The 16,042-nt window shown below is 71.3% G+C and carries 13 protein-coding genes; 12 read left to right on the top strand and 1 reads right to left on the bottom strand.

Annotated features, from left to right (window positions below):
- Positions 1 to 41 precede the first annotated feature (41 nt).
- Positions 42 to 935, bottom strand: coding sequence for a PAC2 family protein (locus M3E84_RS10670; protein WP_259896143.1), 894 nt, complete (start codon positions 933 to 935; stop codon positions 42 to 44).
- Between the two features lie 131 nt (positions 936 to 1,066).
- Between M3E84_RS10670 and M3E84_RS10665 the strand changes: the two genes are divergently transcribed.
- The 12 genes from M3E84_RS10665 to M3E84_RS10610 all read left to right on the top strand — a co-directional run bounded on the left by M3E84_RS10665 (position 1,067) and on the right by M3E84_RS10610 (position 16,037).
- Positions 1,067 to 1,849 (top strand): HAD family phosphatase, encoded by a 783-nt coding sequence (locus M3E84_RS10665; RefSeq protein WP_259896142.1) that lies wholly within the window; start codon positions 1,067 to 1,069, stop codon positions 1,847 to 1,849.
- Positions 1,846 to 3,060 (top strand): site-2 protease family protein, encoded by a 1,215-nt coding sequence (locus M3E84_RS10660; RefSeq protein ID WP_259896141.1) that lies wholly within the window; start codon positions 1,846 to 1,848, stop codon positions 3,058 to 3,060. Before M3E84_RS10665 ends, M3E84_RS10660 begins: the two co-directional genes overlap by 4 nt.
- Before the next feature lie 190 nt (positions 3,061 to 3,250).
- Positions 3,251 to 4,339, top strand: a complete 1,089-nt coding sequence (locus M3E84_RS10655; RefSeq protein ID WP_259896140.1) for a tRNA (adenine-N1)-methyltransferase — start codon at positions 3,251 to 3,253, stop codon at positions 4,337 to 4,339.
- A gap of 153 nt (positions 4,340 to 4,492) precedes the next feature.
- Positions 4,493 to 6,226, top strand: coding sequence for an FKBP-type peptidyl-prolyl cis-trans isomerase (locus tag M3E84_RS10650; protein ID WP_259896139.1), 1,734 nt, complete (start codon positions 4,493 to 4,495; stop codon positions 6,224 to 6,226).
- A gap of 124 nt (positions 6,227 to 6,350) precedes the next feature.
- Positions 6,351 to 6,746: an FKBP-type peptidyl-prolyl cis-trans isomerase gene (locus tag M3E84_RS10645; RefSeq protein ID WP_259896138.1), complete on the top strand. Its 396-nt coding sequence runs from the start codon at positions 6,351 to 6,353 to the stop codon at positions 6,744 to 6,746.
- A 55-nt stretch (positions 6,747 to 6,801) separates the two neighbouring features.
- On the top strand, positions 6,802 to 9,051 hold the full coding sequence (locus M3E84_RS10640) for a WYL domain-containing protein (protein ID WP_259896137.1): 2,250 nt from the start codon (positions 6,802 to 6,804) through the stop codon (positions 9,049 to 9,051).
- Entirely contained in the window at positions 9,048 to 9,434 is a 387-nt protein-coding gene (locus M3E84_RS10635) for a hypothetical protein (RefSeq protein WP_259896136.1), read from the top strand. Before M3E84_RS10640 ends, M3E84_RS10635 begins: the two co-directional genes overlap by 4 nt.
- Positions 9,427 to 9,726 carry a Sec-independent protein translocase subunit TatA gene (gene tatA / locus M3E84_RS10630; protein ID WP_259896135.1) on the top strand — a complete coding sequence of 100 codons (300 nt, stop codon included), beginning with the start codon at positions 9,427 to 9,429 and terminating at the stop codon, positions 9,724 to 9,726. Before M3E84_RS10635 ends, tatA begins: the two co-directional genes overlap by 8 nt.
- Positions 9,727 to 9,838: 112 nt before the next feature.
- Positions 9,839 to 10,750: a twin-arginine translocase subunit TatC gene (gene tatC / locus M3E84_RS10625; protein WP_259896134.1), complete on the top strand. Its 912-nt coding sequence runs from the start codon at positions 9,839 to 9,841 to the stop codon at positions 10,748 to 10,750.
- 96 nt (positions 10,751 to 10,846) lie between these two features.
- Positions 10,847 to 13,732, top strand: coding sequence for an RNA helicase (locus M3E84_RS10620; RefSeq protein ID WP_259896133.1), 2,886 nt, complete (start codon positions 10,847 to 10,849; stop codon positions 13,730 to 13,732).
- Between the two features lie 108 nt (positions 13,733 to 13,840).
- Positions 13,841 to 14,968: an amidohydrolase family protein gene (locus M3E84_RS12420; RefSeq protein ID WP_311200468.1), complete on the top strand. Its 1,128-nt coding sequence runs from the start codon at positions 13,841 to 13,843 to the stop codon at positions 14,966 to 14,968.
- 322 nt (positions 14,969 to 15,290) lie between these two features.
- Entirely contained in the window at positions 15,291 to 16,037 is a 747-nt protein-coding gene (locus M3E84_RS10610; protein WP_259896132.1) for a polyprenol monophosphomannose synthase, read from the top strand.
- Positions 16,038 to 16,042 lie beyond the last annotated feature (5 nt).

Below are 16,042 nucleotides of genomic sequence, written 5' to 3'. Positions count from 1 at the left end.
CCCCCCCGGCCCCCTTCCCGTTCGCAGACCGGTCCGCGGACTCAGTTCTGGTCGCGGCGGCGCAGGAAGCGCTCGAACTCCTGGGCGATGGCGTCTCCGCTGGCCTCGGGGAGGTCCGCGGTGTCCTTGGCCTCCTCGAGCTTGGCCACGTAGGCAGCGATCTCCGGGTCCTCCTCGGCCAGATCGTCGACCCCGCGCTCCCAGGCCTCGGCGTCCTCGACCAGGGCGTCCATGGGCACCGTGATCCGCAGCAGGTCCTCGAGCCGGCGCAGCACGGCCAGCTGCGCCTTGGGGGAGGGCGATTGGGCCACATAGTGCGGAACCGCGGCCCACAGGCTCAGCGACGGGATCCCGGACACGGCGGCCAGATGGCCGAGCACGCCGACCATGCCGGTGGGGCCGTCGTAGTCCGAGCCGGTGATCTCCAGCTCCTGCTGCAGCTCCTCGATCTCGGAGGTGACGGTCAGCGGGATCGGACGGGAGTGCGGCACATCTGCCAGCAGGGCTCCGACCATGACCACGAAGTCCACCTCCAGGCGCGCGGCATGCTCCAGGATCTCCGCGGCGAAGCTGGACCACCGATACGACGGCTCCCAGCCATGCAGCAGGATCAGGTCCAGGTTGGTGCCGGGCACCGAGGCTCTCAGCATCCGGGTGGTGGGCCACACGATCTTGGACTCGCCGGCGGCCGAACGGACGATGCGCGGGCGCGAGTACTGGTAGTCGTAGTAGTCATCCGGGCTGATCTCGAAGTCCTCGACCGCTCCGAAGGCCTCGGCCAGCAGCTTCACGGCATCGGTGGCGGCATCGCCGGCGTCGTTCCAGCCCTCGAAGGCACCGATCAGCACGCGCACGCGCTCGCTCGATCCGGCCTCCTGCACGACGCCGAACGGGCCCGCCTCGGGCTGGGGGAAGGTCTCGTCGAATCCACTCACCTGCGCCACTGTACGCGCGGGCCGAGCGGCGACGCGCGGTGTGGCGGCACTGCTCGCCCTGAGCGCACACGCGCAGTCCTGCTGGCGCGGGGGACCGGGCTGCAGACGGATCGAGTCGTTAGGATCCGACTATGCCTCCCACGAGCCACGATCCCTCGACCGCTGCCGCCGCGCGCCCGGATGCCGTCCTGTGGGACATGGACGGCACCCTGGTGGACACCGAGCCGCACTGGTTCGCCGCCGAGGCCGATCTCATGAGCGCCCACGGCCTCCCCTGGACGGACGAGGACTCGCTGAGCGTGGTGGGCGGAGACCTCGAGGAGACCGGGCGGATCATGGTCCGCGCCGGGATCCCGCTGAGCGTGCGCGGGGTCGTCGACGCCCTGTGCGAGCGGGTGGCTGCCGGTGTGCGCCGCGAGCTCGAGCTGCGGCCCGGGGCTCTCGAGCTGCTCGTGGCGCTGCGCCGCGAGGGCATCCCCACCGCGCTGGTGACCAACTCGGAGTCGCCGGTGGCCGATGTGGTCGTGGAGAAGCTCGGTGCGATCGCCGCTTCCGGGCAGGATCCGGCCACCAGCTGGTACGGGCCCCTGTTCGACCTGATCGTCACGGGCAACATCGGCCTGCCGGTCAAGCCGGACCCGGCGCCCTACGTCTTCGCCGCCCGTCGGCTGGCCGCCCTGGTCGCAGAGCGCGGTGACCAGGCCGAGCAGCTGAGCATCCGGCGGATGGTCGCCATCGAGGACTCGCTGACCGGCATCCGCTCGGCGATCGGCTCAGGAGCCTTCGTGCTGGGAGTGTCCAACCTGCTCGAGATCTCCGACGCGGGCCTGGACCGCGAGGCCGCTTCGCTGAGCGAAGTCACCCCCGAGGCGCTCGGAGCCTGGGTCCACGAGCGTGAACGGGGCCGCCCGTGACGGGCTCGCCCTCCCAGCGCAACGGCGGCACCGGCGCGGGGAGGCCCGGCCGTCGAGCCCCGCGCGGCTCCGTGCCGCTCGGACGGATCGCGGGGATGCCGCTGTACCTGCAGTCCTCCTGGCTGATCGTCTGCCTCCTGGTGGTGGTCCTCTACGGGCCGATCGTGCGCCGATCCATGCCGGAGCTGGGCATCGGCGCCTATGCGGTGGCCTTCGGCTTCTGCCTGCTGCTGGGGATCTCCGTGCTGCTGCATGAGCTCGCCCACGCCGGGGCCGCCCGGGCCTTCGGCTGGCCCGTGGACCGGATCGTGCTCTCGCTCATGGGCGGACACACCGCCTTCGGGCGCACGAGCCCGCGCTGGGGGGCCTCCGCCGTCGTCTCGATCGTGGGTCCCGTCGTGAATCTGCTGATCGCGGTGGTGGGCTTCGCCGTGCTGCCGGGACTGGGCGAGGCCGCGCAGGCCGAAGGCGCCCTGGCGGCCCGCATCGGCTGGTCGGTGCTGTCGCTGACCTCGACGGCCAACCTGCTGGTGGGGATGTTCAATCTCGTTCCGGGCCTTCCGCTGGACGGCGGTCGCGTGGTCGAAGCCCTCGTGTGGGGGCTGACCGGGCGGGAGCGGCTGGGCACGGTGGCCGCTGCGTGGACCGGGCGGCTGGCCGCCGTGGCGATCGTGACCGCGGTCCTGCTGCTGGGGCTGTGGCAGCGCCCGCTGAGCCTCATCGTGGCCGGTCTGCTCGTGTGGATGCTGATCTCGGGGGCTGCCGACGGCCTGCGCCGCTCGAAGGCCTCGGCGGCCATGGAGGGCCGCACCGCGCTGAGCCTGAGTCAGCCGGCCGTCGGCATCCCCGCAGGACTGAGCCTGCGCGCCGCCGAGCAGACGGCCATGCAGCTCGAGCCGGGCACCTCGATCGTCGGGATGGACGACGGCCTCCCCGTGGGCGTGCTCGACGGCGCCCGGCTGGGCGCGGTGCCGGCCCAGGACCGTGCGGCCTCCCCTCTGAGCAGCGCCCTGCTGCCGATCGGCCCGGCCGCGATCCTTCCCGAGGAGCTCTCCGGACACGACCTGCTCGAGGCCGCCGTGCGCTGCGCCAGCCCCGTGATGGTCATCGTCGATGCGGAGGGCACCGTCACGGGGACCCTGGCGGCCTCCCGCCTGAACACGCTGCTCGAGCGCGCCGGGCTGATCGGCCCCGACGGCTCGAGCCGCTGAGCCGCGGGGCTGCGGCGCACCACCGCACGCCGGGAGTCGTCGGGGTCGGCGAGTGCGCGGCGGTGATGCGACAATGTCCGTCGCCGAAGCCGCCAGCAGGGCCTCGGCCCAGAATCCTCGGCGCCGTCCCGGCGCATCCGTCCTGCGCGCTCATGCAGCGAGCGCACCATTCCGTCGTGAAAGGCAATCCATGACCGAGGCCAGCACCCCCACCAGCGCCACGGAGGTCTCCGGCGAGCGCGCGCACGGACCCTCCGGAGCGATCAACCGCCGCGGGCCCATGCGCGAGGGCGAGCGGATCCAGATCATGGACGACCGCGGGAAGCTGACCACGATCACGCTCACCGCCGGGCAGGAGTACCAGACCCACAAGGGGGTGCTCCCGCACGATCTGCTGATCGGGCAGCCCGAGGGCATCGTGGTCGAGAACTCGGTGGGCATCGCCTATCAGGCGCTGCGCCCGCTGATGAAGGACTTCGTGCTGTCCATGCCGCGCGGCGCTGCGGTGGTCTATCCCAAGGACGCCGGACAGATCGTCACGATGGCCGACATCTTCCCCGGCGCCCGGGTGGTCGAGGCGGGCGTGGGCTCCGGCGCGCTGTCGATCGCGCTGCTGCGCGCGATCGGCGACGAGGGCAGCCTGCACTCCTTCGAGCGCCGCGAGGAGTTCGCCGAAGTCGCCCAGGGCAACATCGAGACCTTCTTCGGCGGCGCCCACCCCGCCTGGAAGCTGAGCATCGGCGACCTGGCCGAGGAGCTCGGCGAGCGCGAGGAGCCCGGCAGTGTGGACCGGGTCGTGCTGGACATGCTGGCGCCCTGGGAGTGCCTGGATGCCGTGGCCGGCGTGCTGGCGCCGGGCGGCGTGGTCATCTGCTACGTCGCCACCGTCACCCAGCTCTCGCGCGTGGCCGAGGCCATGCGCGCCGACGGCCGCTACACCGAGCCGGACGCCCACGAGACCATGGTCCGCGGCTGGCACGTGGAGGGGCTGGCCGTTCGCCCGGACCACCGGATGGTCGCCCACACCGGCTTCCTGATCACGGCCCGGCGCCTGGCCGACGGCGCTCGCCGCCTGGCGCCCAAGCGGCGGGCGTCGAAATCCGACTACACGCAGGAGGACCTGCAGGCCTGGACCCCGCTGACGCTGGGGGAGCGGGAGGTCACGGACAAGAAGGCCCGCCGTGCCAGCCGCGACGCCCGCCACCTCGCAGATCGCGCCGCGCAGGCCGATGCCGAGGCTCGCCAGCCCCCGCAGGAGCCCGAGTCCCCGCAAGCCTGAGCGCGACCGCCTGTGCCGGGGCCTGTCGGCACAGGCGGCATTCAGCCCCGCCCGATAGCCTGCCCGCCGAGAACCGGTCCGTCCCGCAGGATCCACTGTGCTCCGGGACGACCCCGTCGAGATGCCGCACCTGCTCGCGGCCTGGAGGAACACGTGCGCAAGCCCCTGCTCGTCACCGGTACCGCGATGTCCGCAGCCCTGCTTCTGGTGGGCTGCTCGGGCGGCGGAGGACTGCGCTCCGTCGAGATCTCGGACGACGAACGCACCGCCGGCGAGGCTCCCTCGATCGACTTCGAGACCCCCATCAAGGTCGAGGGCAATGAGACCAAGGTTCTCGAGGAGGGCGACGGCGAGGAGATCGACCCCGGGGACACCCTGATGGTCCAGATGTCGATCTACGGCGGCGGCGACAAGTCCGAGCTGGGGGAGTCCTACTCCCAGCGCGCCGGTCAGGTCCTCAGCTTCGATGACGACCTCAAGGAGCGGGTCCCCGAGCTCTACGAGGCCATGGAGGGCATGAAGGTCGGCGGCGTGGTGGCCTACTCCTCGGATGCCACCGCCGGGCAGAGCGGCACCGAGGGAGATGACTCCACCGCAGTGGAGGTCTACGAGATCGTCGACGAGATCCCCAGCGGCATCGACGGCGAGATGAAGGACTCCCCGGACGGGCTGCCGACGGTCACCGAGGACGACAACGGCGATCCCACGATCGCCGCGCCCGAGGGCGAGGCCCCGGAGGAGGTCACCTCCGAGTACCTCATCGAGGGCGACGGCGAGGAGGTCGGCGAGGGCGACACCGTCGTGGCCGATTACGTGGGCGTGCGCTGGGACGACGGCGAGGTCTTCGACTCGTCCTACGAGTCCGGCTCTCCGGCGGCCCTGCCGCTGGACACCATGATCCCGGGCTGGGCCGAGGCGCTCGAGGGCAAGAAGACCGGCTCGCGGGTCATCATGTCGATCCCCGCCGAGAAGGCCTACGGCACCGCCGAGGAGCTCGGCGAGGACTCCGAGTATCCGGCCGGCGACCTCGTGTTCGTGGTCGATCTCCTGGCCTCCTACGACACTCCCGAGCCCGAGCCGCTGCCCGATCCCACCGCCGATGTGGTCAACGAGGGCGACGGCGAGGAGGTCGAGGACGGCGACACCCTGCTGGTGCGCACCGGTCCGGTGGCAGACGGAGAGCCGCAGCAGGAGCAGGACCAGGTCATGCGCGTCGACGACGACCTGGCCGAGTCCGACCAGTTCGTCCACGACCAGCTGGCTCAGGCCAGGGTCGGGACGTCCGTGGACATCACCTCCAGCACCGATGACGGCACCGGCCAGGTGCAGGAGACCACGGTGCGCTACACGGTCCAGGAGATCCTGCCGGAGACGCCCGACGGCGAGATGGCCGCCAGCACCGATGGCCTGCCGCAGGTCACCGAGGGCGAGGACGGCACGCCGCAGATCGAGACGCCGTCGGGCGATGCCCCTGACGAGGTCGTCACCCAGACGCTGATCGCCGGCGACGGCGCCGAGGTCCAGGCCGATGACACCGTGGCCGTGGACTACGTCGGCGTGCGCTGGGAGGACGGCGAGGTCTTCGACTCCTCCTACGAGCGCGGCGTCCCCACCGCCTTCCCGCTCTCGGCCGTGATCTCCGGGTGGTCGGAGGGCCTCGAGGGCCAGAAGGTCGGCTCGCGCGTTCTCATCTCGATCCCCGCCGACAAGGCCTACGGCACCCAGGAGGAGGTCGAGGCCGAAGGCAGCGGCAGCCCCGCCGGAGATCTGCTGTTCGTCGTGGACATCCTGGGCGCCGCCGAATCGCCCCAGCCGTCCGAGGCGCCGACCGACGACGGCGCGTCGGATTCCGCGACCGCAGACGATCAGGCGTCCGCCGAGGGCTGATCCGCAGGCCCCTGATGGTCCGCTGCGGCTATCCTGTTCGCACCATGTGCGTCGCATCGGCCCAGGCCGTGCGATCCTCGATCTCCCACCGAGGAGATCTCCATCCGAACCCCCAGGAGGAACCGTGTCCTTCGGACAGCGCAATCTCGACCGCTCCAAGCCCGAGGTCGACTTCCCCGAGGGCGATGCCCCCACCGAGCTTGTGTCGATCGATCTCGTGGAGGGCAAGGGCGCTCTGGCGGAGCCCGGCAAGCAGGTCTCCTGCCACTACGTCGGCGTGGCGCATTCGACCGGCGAGGAGTTCGACGCCTCGTGGAACCGCGGCCAGCCGCTGGACTTCACGGTCGGCATCGGCCAGGTCATCCAGGGCTGGGACCAGGGCCTGCTGGGCATGCGGGTCGGCGGGCGCCGTCGTCTCGAGATCCCGTCGTCCATGGCCTACGGCGAGCGCGGCGCCGGCGGTGCCATCGGCCCGAACGAGGCCCTGATCTTCATCGTCGACCTCGTCGACGTGCGCTGACCCAGCAGTGCCTGCCGACCAGCGCCGACGCGCTACGGAGCGTCGGCTGAATCTGATGCTCGCACTGCTGTATCGCGAGCGGGGCTACACCCGCGCGGAGCTGCGCGGGGTCGTGCCCGACTACCAGGAGGCCACGACCGACAGCGGCTTCGAGCGGATGTTCGAGCGCGATAAGCAGGAGCTGCGCGCTCTGGGCTTCCCCATCGAGGAGGTCCCGGAGTCGCTGCTCTTCGAGGACGACGCCACCTTCCGCTACCGGATCCCGCGCGGGTCCTTCACGCTGCCCCCGCTGCAGTTCACGGCGGAGGAGACGGCCGTGCTGGGCCTGGCGGCCAACGCCTGGACCGAGGCGTCGCTGGGCACCGTCGCCCGACGCGCTCTGCGCAAGCTCGAGCCCGTGCTGGAGGCCTCGGCCGTCCAGGACGAGCCCGCACCCATGATCCAGCCGACCGTCACGGTCCAGGAGCCCGCCTTCGCCCCGCTCATGGAAGCCGTGCTGCGCCACCGGCAGGTGCGCTTCGACTACCTCGCAGCCTCGACCGATGAGCAGACGCACCGGCGGCTCGAGCCGTGGGGCGTGGGCTCCCGGTTCGGATCGTGGTACGTGACCGGCTGGGATCTGGACCGGCAGGCCGAGCGGACCTTCCGGCTCTCGCGCATCGTCTCCGAGGTCCGGGCCACCGCCCATACCTTCGAGCCGCCGGCCGGATTCTCCATGAACGATCGGCTCGATGCTCTCGAGGCCTCCCCGGCGCTCGGCGCCGTCACGGTCGACGTCGCCCACGGTCGCGGGCAGATGCTGCGGCGCATGGCCTCGGCCGAGTCGCTGGGCGCCGGCGCCGACGGCCGCGATCGTCTGCTGGTGCCCGTGACCGAGCCGGAGCGGGTGGCCGACGAGGTCGCCGCCGTGGGACCGGATGCCTTCATGCCTCCGGCGGAGACCGCGGACCTGCCCGAGGCAGACCCGCTGGACGCCGAGCTGGGTGCTTCGGATCCGCTGGAGGCGCTGCTGCAGCCGGGGCAGCCCGAGCCGCGCCTGCAGTCGCGGGTGCGCGCCAGCGTGCTGCGCCGGCTGCGCGGTGCCGCCCAGTTCCAGCAGCGGTTGCGCGGAGCCGAGGTCGACTGGGACCGCCCGTCACGGCGTTCCCGGCGCACCTCCACGTCGTCCTCGGAGCACCTGGCGCGGCTGCTGGAGATCGTGCGCTACGTCTACGGCCACCAGGGCGTGGACATCGGCGAGGTCGCCGAGCATGTCGAGGTCGACGTCGATCAGGTCGTCGAGGACCTTGGCCTGCTGTTCGTGTGCGGGCGTCCCGGGCACACCCCGGATCAGCTCATCGAGGCCTCGTGGGACGGCGGCCCGGTCAACGTGTCGAATGCCGAGGAGATCTCGGACCCGGTGCGCCTGACCCAGCCGGAGGCCGCAGCGCTGATGATCGGCCTGCAGACCCTGCGCTCGCTGCCCGGGGAGCAGACCCCGGCGATCGACTCGGCTCTGCGCAAGGTCGCCGAGGCCGCGGGGGAGCCCGCCACTGTCGTCGATGCCGTCGGAGCGCGCGCGGACACGGCCCTGGCGGCCGCTTCCCTGGAGGCGGCCGGTCAGACCGAGGAGCCGGATCCGCTGCCGGAGATCACGGCCTGGAGTGCCGCGCAGGATCCGATCGACTCGCTGGTCGACCTCGTGCGCTGGGCGATCGACGACCGCCGTCGCGTGCGGATCCAGTACATCGTGGCCTCGCGCGACGAGGTCACCGAGCGCGAGATCGACCCGCTGCACCTGACGTCGTCCAACACGTACTGGTATGTGATCGCCTGGTGCACCAAGGCGCAGGCGCTGCGCGAGTTCCGCCTGGACCGCGTGCGCTCGGCCTTGGTGGGCGGCGAGGCGGAGGTCCACGAGGACCCGGCCTCGCGTCCGCGGGTGCGGCCCCGTGACCCGGCGCTGTCGGCCGAGACCGAGATCGCGCTGGTCACAGACCGGCGCAGCCGCTGGATCGCGGATCAGTACCGCGCCACGCGCACCGCGGTCGTCGAGCTGCCGCCCCTGGAGGGCGCGGATGCCGACGCGGCAGCAGAGGAAGCCCCCTCGACTCGGGCTCGGGGCGGGCGGCCTCCGGTCGAGTTCGAGGCCGCGCAGATCTCCTTCACCACGGCGGAGCAGGCCTTCTCGCTGGTCACCCGCTACGGCGGGCAGCTCGGCGCGCTGGCCCCTCCGCATGTCGTGCAGGCCGGGGAACAGTGGGTGAACACTGCCATGGCTCCCTACTTGGACACGGCCGACCATCAGGGACCGGGCCTAAGGTGAGCGAGGTGTCCTGGTGGATGTGGGTGCTGCTGTGGAGCGGGCTCGTGATCGTCGCGGCCCTGTTCCTGGCGGCTGCCCTGTGGTCCACCTGGCGGCGGCTCCTGGCAGCTCTGCGCGAGCTCGATCGTCTCGGGGATCTCGTGGATCGTGCGGACGCGCAAACTCCGGCCCAGTCCACCCGAGGCCACCAGCTCCTGGTCCAGCGGGGCGCGTCGGACGTGTTCACACCGACTCGCGAGGCCAGGCTGAAGTATCGTGAAGACAGTCACAGACGACGCTCCGAGCGCGTTGAGCGCCGTATCGCGCGGCGGACGCTGAGAGCTCAGCCGCAGCGGGTCCAGGACCTGCAGGCGGCACGAGGAAAGGAATCCCCGAATGGGTAAGCTCTTCGACAACCCGATGTTCATCGTCCTGATCCTGCTGGTGATCGTGCTGCTGTTCGGCGCGCCCAAGCTGCCCGGAATGGCCCGCAGCCTGGGTCAGTCCATGCGCATCTTCAAGTCCGAGGTCAAGGAGATGAAGGACGACGGCAAGGACTCCCAGGGCGAGAACGAGTCCACGATCGTCGACGGCGAGACCGTCCGCGAGAACGGGACCAGCAGCAGCACCAGCACGGGCACCAACGGCTCCACGGCGGCGGACAGCGCCTCAAACGCAGACGGCAACGCCCGATGACGCCGGGGCTCACCGCCCCGTCAGCTGACCTCCGGGCCGAAGTCCCCACGGACTCCGGCCCGGTTCGCCTGCCGTCGCGATTGCCTCGCGACGGCTCCCAGGGAGACCCACGATGACCGAGAAGCAGCCGGAGAAGTCGGCCGCAGCCGGAGCGGATCGGCGCGAGCAGCGCCGCATGCGCAGCCGCCGCCGCAACCCGCAGGCGCAGATGGCGCTCACCGAGCACCTGCGCGAGCTGCGCAACCGCCTGATCAAGTCCGCCATCGGCCTCGTGATCGGCATGGTCCTGGGCTTCGTGGTCTACAACCCGTTCATGGCCTACATCACCGAGCCTCTCACGGCGGTGGCGGAGGCCCAGGGCCAGGAAGCCGCCGTCAACTACAACTCGGTCGGCGGCCCGTTCAATCAGATGGTCCAGGTCGCCCTGACGCTCGGCGTGATCATCTCCAGCCCGGTCTGGCTGTACCAGATCTGGGCGTTCATCATGCCGGCGCTGCAGAAGAAGGAGAAGCGCTACGCCTACGGCTTCGTGCTGGCAGCCGTTCCGCTGTTCCTGATCGGCTGCGCGGTGGCCGTGCTGGTGCTGCCCACTGCGGTCATTGCGCTGACGTCGTTCACGCCCACCGGCGGCACCAACCTGATCGGCGCGGACGTCTACGTGACGTTCTTCATGCAGCTGATCCTCACCTTCGGCATCTCCTTTGTGCTGCCCGTGCTGCTGGTGGGGCTGAACATGATGGGGATCCTCAAGGGACGCACCATCCTGCGCTCGTGGCGCTGGGTGGTGATCGTCGTCCTGATCATCTCGGCCATGGCGGCGCCCGGTCCGGACATGATGACCATGTTCTACCTGGCGGTGCCGCTGCTGCTGCTGTTCTTCCTCGCGGTGGCGCTGTGCCTGATCCTGGATCGCCGCAAGGCCAAGCGGCGGGCTGCTCGCGAGGCCGAGCTCGGCCTGGGCGCCGACAGCGCGACCTCCGCAGAGGACCTCAGCGCCATGGGCCGCACCGACGACACGCGCTGATCCGCCCCTCCTGCTGGCCACTCGACAGGCGACAGCACATCAGGAGGCCCCTCGAGGGCATGCTGGGCTGTCGTCGTCGGGTCGTAGGGTGGAGGCATGCCCAGTCCAGCCGAGCGATACATGGCAGCCAAGGCCCGCGCCTCCGAGGCCAGAACTCACTACAGCCGGTTCGCGGCCAGCTTGGACTTCGAGCTCGACGAGTTCCAGATCGAAGGGTGCCGCGCGCTCGAGGAGGGCCGCGGCGTCCTGGTCGCAGCGCCCACCGGTGCCGGCAAGACGGTCGTGGGGGAGTTCGCCGTCGATCTGGCGCTGCAGCGCGGGCAGAAGGCGTTCTACACCACGCCCATCAAGGCGCTGAGCAATCAGAAGCACTCTGACTTCGTGCGCCGCTTCGGCGCCGATCGGGTGGGCCTGCTCACCGGGGACACCTCGATCAATCCCGAGGCGGACGTGGTCGTGATGACCACCGAGGTCCTGCGCAACATGCTCTACGCGGACTCGCCCACCCTGAGCAACCTCGGCTTCGTGGTGATGGACGAGGTCCACTACCTCGCCGATCGCTTCCGCGGGGCGGTGTGGGAGGAGGTCATCATCCACCTGCCGCCGCACGTGCAGATGGCCTGCCTGTCCGCCACGGTCTCCAACGCGGAGGAGTTCGGCGACTGGCTGGGCACCGTGCGCGGGGAGACCGACGTAGTGGTCTCCGAGGACCGCCCCGTCCCGCTGTGGCAGCACATGCAGGTCGGCACCGAGCTGATGGACCTGTTCGTCACGGACACGGTCGAGCAGGCCGCCGAGAAGGCCGAGCGGCTCGGGCGCGCCCGGGAGGCCGGCCTGGAAGCCAAGATCGAACCGCCCGCCGTGAACCCGGAGCTGCTGCACCTGGCCCGCTCGCAGTCCTCCGCACGACGCGGCCCGGGCGGACGCTCCCGCGATCGCATGGGCCGCAAGAACGGCCGTGGGCACGGCGGACACGGCCGGGACGAGCGCGGGCGCGACGACCGCAGCGGGTCCATCCCTCGCATCAGCCGCCCCCACCTGCTGCGTCGTCTGCACAGCGAGGGTCTGCTGCCGGCGATCACGTTCATCTTCTCCCGCGCGGGCTGCGATGACGCCGTCACCCAGTGCCTGGCCGCCGACCTGCAGCTGACCACCGAGGCGGAGCGGCGCACCATTCGTGCCGTGACCGCGGAGGCGGCCGCCTCGCTCAACGACGCCGACCTGGACGTCCTGGGCTTCCGGCAGTGGCGCGACGGCCTGCTGCACGGCGTGGCCGCCCACCACGCGGGACTGCTGCCGCTGTTCAAGGAGGTCGTCGAGGAGCTGTTCGCTCAGGGACTGATCAAGGCCGTGTTCGCCACCGAGACGCTGGCGCTGGGCATCAACATGCCGGCGCGCTCCGTGGTGCTCGAGCGCCTGGACAAGTTCAACGGCGAAGCCCGCGTGGACATCACGCCGGGGGAGTACACCCAGCTCACCGGGCGCGCGGGGCGCCGCGGCATCGACGTGGAGGGCCACGCCGTCGTCCTGTGGAGGCCCGGCTCCGACCCTCAGGCCGTGGCCGGCCTGGCCTCCAAGCGCACGTATCCGCTGAACTCGAGCTTCCGACCGACCTACAACATGTCGGTCAACCTCATCGCGCAGTTCGGCGCCCAGCGCACGCGCGGGATCCTGGAATCGTCGTTCGCGCAGTTCCAGGCCGACCGCTCGGTCGTGGGCATCGCCCGGGAGGTGCGCCGCAATCAGGAGGCGCTGGCCGGCTACGAGGAGTCCATGACCTGCCACCTGGGCGACTTCACGGAGTACGCCGCCCTGCGCAGGGAGCTCAAGGAGACCGAGAAGGCGGCCGAGAAGGCGCGTTCACACGCCCGGCGCACGGAGGCCGCGTCCTCGCTGCAGGATCTGCTGCCCGGCGACGTCGTGGACATCCCGAACGGCCGCAACCGGGGCTTCGCCGTGGTGATCGCCCCGGATCCGCACTCCCCGCAGCCGAGGCCCTCGGTCGTCACCCACGACGCCCATCTGCGCCGCATGGGCGCCCAGGACCTCGAAGGACCGCTCGAGCCGATCTCGCGGATCCGGCTGCCCAAGCGGATCGCGGTCGCCTCGCTCAAGGAGCGCAAGGTCATCTCCGGGGCCATGCGCACCGCGCTGAAGGAGGGGGTGCCGCCGCGCTCGGGCAGCCGCAGCGAGCAGCCGCGCTTCGCCCGCGGCGGCTCGGGCTCCGAGGCCCGCATCACCGAGCTGCGCCGCCGACTGCGCGAGCACCCCTGCCACGGCTGCAGCGACCGCGAGCAGCACGCCCGCTGGGCCGAGCGCTGGGAGCGGCTGCGCAAGGACACCGACCGCCTCATGCGACAGCTCGACGGCCGCACGAACGCCGTGGCCGCGCGCTTCGACCGCATCACCTCCGTGCTGCACGAGCTCGACTACCTCGAGCGCCGCGACGACGAGCTGCGTCTGACTCCGGCCGGGCAGAGCCTGCGGCGGATCTACGGCGACCGCGATCTCCTGCTGGCCATGGGCCTGCGCGACGGCATCCTGGACGGGCTGGACCCGGCCTCGATCGCCGCGGTGGCCACCGTCTTCACGTACCAGGCCAAGCGCCAGGATGCCGGCGCCCGCCCGCGGCTGCCCTCCGCCAAGATCGAGCAGGCCGTCGCGACCGCCGTGACGCATTGGACGCGGCTGACCGATCTGGAGGAGCAGCACCGGGTCGATCAGACTGCCGAGCCGGAGCTGGGCATGATCGGGCCCATGCACCGCTGGGCACGCGGCGGGTCGCTGCGCGCAACTCTCGAGGACACCGAGCTGGCCGCCGGCGACTTCGTGCGCTGGACCAAGCAGGTGATCGACCTGCTCGATCAGGTGGCCTCGATCCACAGCCTCGACGCCCGGACGCGCACCGGCTGCCAGCGCGCCGTGGATCTGATCCGTCGGGGCGTGGTCGTCCAGTCCGTGCTCGAGGACCCCGAGCCATGAGCTGCACCCATCTTTGAGCCGCACCGGCCCTGGTGGCCTCTGTCCGGGGGCAGCACCGCCCCTCATCCGATTCACCCCCCACCTCCCCGAGTCCTGAGAAGGAGCACCATGTCCCAGCCGAACCCCGAGCCGAGCCCCCTCGAGGGCCCCGTCCTCTACCGCAGGGGCTCCGTCTACACGACCGTGGACCCCGGGGCCTCGGCCATGATCGCCGAGGGGGATCAGGTGGTCTGGGTCGGCTCGGAGCAGGCCGCGGACTCGCTGCAGGATCAGCGGATGCAGGTCGTCGAGCTGGATGGGCGGCTGATCACCCCGGCCTTCGTCGACAGCTCCGCGGATCTCGGGCGCACTGCCGATCCGAGCGCGGCGGCGGACCTCGGGCTAGGTGCGGTGGTGCACACCGGGGCGCTGCGAGACACCGAGGCGCTGCAGGCCTGGGATCGGGCCGCCGAGCAGGGTCACGGCGCTCGGGTTCTGCTGTGGCCGAGCCTTGAGCCGCAGGACGAGATCGGCGAGCTCATCGAGCAGGTCCGTGAGCGCTTCGCCGCACCCCTGGTGGGCCTGCGTCTGCCGGTGGTCGGTGCCGAGGCCCAGGCGGTGGCCTCGTTCTGCACGGAGGTCTCGCAGGCCTCGCTGTCCCCGGCACTGGCTGTCGGCAGCCCCGATGAGCTGGCCATCGCCCTGGACGGGCTCGAGCTCGTGGCCGACAGCGCGGGGGAGCGCGCCACCCGCGCCATGGGCGTTCGCCTGGATCTCGTGGGCGCCGTGGAGCTGTCCCAGGCCGACCTGGAGCGCATCGCGGCCGGGTCCGTGACGCTGTGCCTCGATCCATCGGCCGAGGCACCGGTGGCCGAGCTCTACCGCCGGGGCATCCCGGTCGTCTGGGGCACGGGTGCCGACCTTCTCGACAGCTGGGAAGCCGTGCGGGATCTGCTGCACCACCCCGATCCGCAGCAGCGCATCTCGGCGCGGGCAGCCTTCGTGGCTGCGACCCGCGGCGCCTGGCGCGCCCTGGGCGGCGGGCATCCCATGGCGGGGCAGCTGGCCTCCGGGACGCCGGCCACCTATGCCCTCTGGGAGGTCGAGGCGCTGATGGTCCAGCAGGCCGAGGGCACCGCCGCCGCCTGGAGCACCGACCCCCGGGCGCGCACCCCGCTGCTGCCGGCGCTCGAGGACGAGGCCGCACCGCGCTGCACCCAGACCGTCGTGGAGGGGCGCACCCTGAGCCGGGCCTGAGCCTGGGAAGCCGCGTCAAGGACCCTGCCAAGATCCTCGGTGAACCTGTGCCGTGCCTGTCGATGCCCGAGCACTGCGCCCGCTCATGGCAGAGTCTGCACTTCAGCGGCCTGATTCCGGGCCTCGTCGGGCCCGTCGTCGTATTCGTGGCTCCGGTGCGGCACGATTAGACTGGTCGACCTGCACCGGCGCGTCCCATCCCTTGCCCGCACTGCACCCAGCGGGCCCCGAGGGTGTGCGCCACACCGTCGGTGCGGGGTCCGCCTCAAGGCGGGCCCCCGATGTCCTGCTCGGTGCATTTCGGCGAAAGGATGCGCGCAGCGTGCGTTCCCTCATCATCATCCCCACCTACAACGAGCGCGAGTCGCTGCCGACCGTCATGGATCGACTGCGTCGCGCCGTCCCGCAGGGCGATGTGCTCGTCGTGGACGACAACAGCCCCGACGGCACGGGCGAGATGGCGGATCGCATGGCGCAGGCCGATGCGCAGATCCACGTCCTGCACCGCACCGAGAAGAACGGCCTGGGCCAGGCCTACATCGCCGGGTTCACCTGGGGCCTGGCCGAGGGCTACGAGGTCCTCGTGGAGATGGACGCCGACTGCTCGCACCAGCCCGAGGAGCTGCCCAAGCTGCTGCAGGCGGTCGAGAACGGCGCCGACCTGGCGATCGGCTCGCGCTACGTGCCCGGCGGCTCGACCGTGAACTGGCCGTGGATCCGCAAGTTCATCTCCCGCGGCGGCGGCATCTACGCACGCTTCTTCCTGGGCTCGGCCATCAATGACATCACCGCCGGCTTCCGCGCCTTCCGCGCCGAGACCCTGCAGGCCATCGACTACACCTCGGTGACCTCGCGCGGCTACTGCTTCCAGATCGACCTGGGCTGGCGCACCGAGCTCGCCGGCCTGCACGTCGTCGAGGTCCCCATCACCTTCGTCGAGCGCGCCGAGGGCGATTCCAAGATGAGCGCTGACATCACCCGCGAGGCCATCGTCAATGTGGCCAGGTGGGGCGTGACCGCCCGCGCCAAGGTGCTGGGCGACAAGGCCCGGAGGCTGCTCGGGCGCTGAAGTCT

The sequence above is a fragment of the Kocuria sp. p3-SID1428 genome (assembly GCF_025149945.1).
GTDB lineage: Bacteria > Actinomycetota > Actinomycetes > Actinomycetales > Micrococcaceae > Kocuria.
The sequence above is the reverse complement of the archived record's forward strand: the minus strand, read 5'-3'. Positions and strand labels throughout refer to the sequence as shown.

What these genes read in the sequence shown, in the direction of transcription:
- tatC (WP_259896134.1), top strand. Translation starts at nt 9,839, where the DNA reads ATGACCGAGAAGCAGCCGGAGAAGTCGGCCGCAGCCGGAGCGGATCGG.
- M3E84_RS10655 (WP_259896140.1), top strand. Translation starts at nt 3,251, where the DNA reads ATGACCGAGGCCAGCACCCCCACCAGCGCCACGGAGGTCTCCGGCGAG.
- M3E84_RS10640 (WP_259896137.1), top strand. Translation starts at nt 6,802, where the DNA reads ATGCTCGCACTGCTGTATCGCGAGCGGGGCTACACCCGCGCGGAGCTG.
- M3E84_RS12420 (WP_311200468.1), top strand. Translation starts at nt 13,841, where the DNA reads ATGTCCCAGCCGAACCCCGAGCCGAGCCCCCTCGAGGGCCCCGTCCTC.
- tatA (WP_259896135.1), top strand. Translation starts at nt 9,427, where the DNA reads ATGGGTAAGCTCTTCGACAACCCGATGTTCATCGTCCTGATCCTGCTG.
- M3E84_RS10620 (WP_259896133.1), top strand. Translation starts at nt 10,847, where the DNA reads ATGCCCAGTCCAGCCGAGCGATACATGGCAGCCAAGGCCCGCGCCTCC.
- M3E84_RS10665 (WP_259896142.1), top strand. Translation starts at nt 1,067, where the DNA reads ATGCCTCCCACGAGCCACGATCCCTCGACCGCTGCCGCCGCGCGCCCG.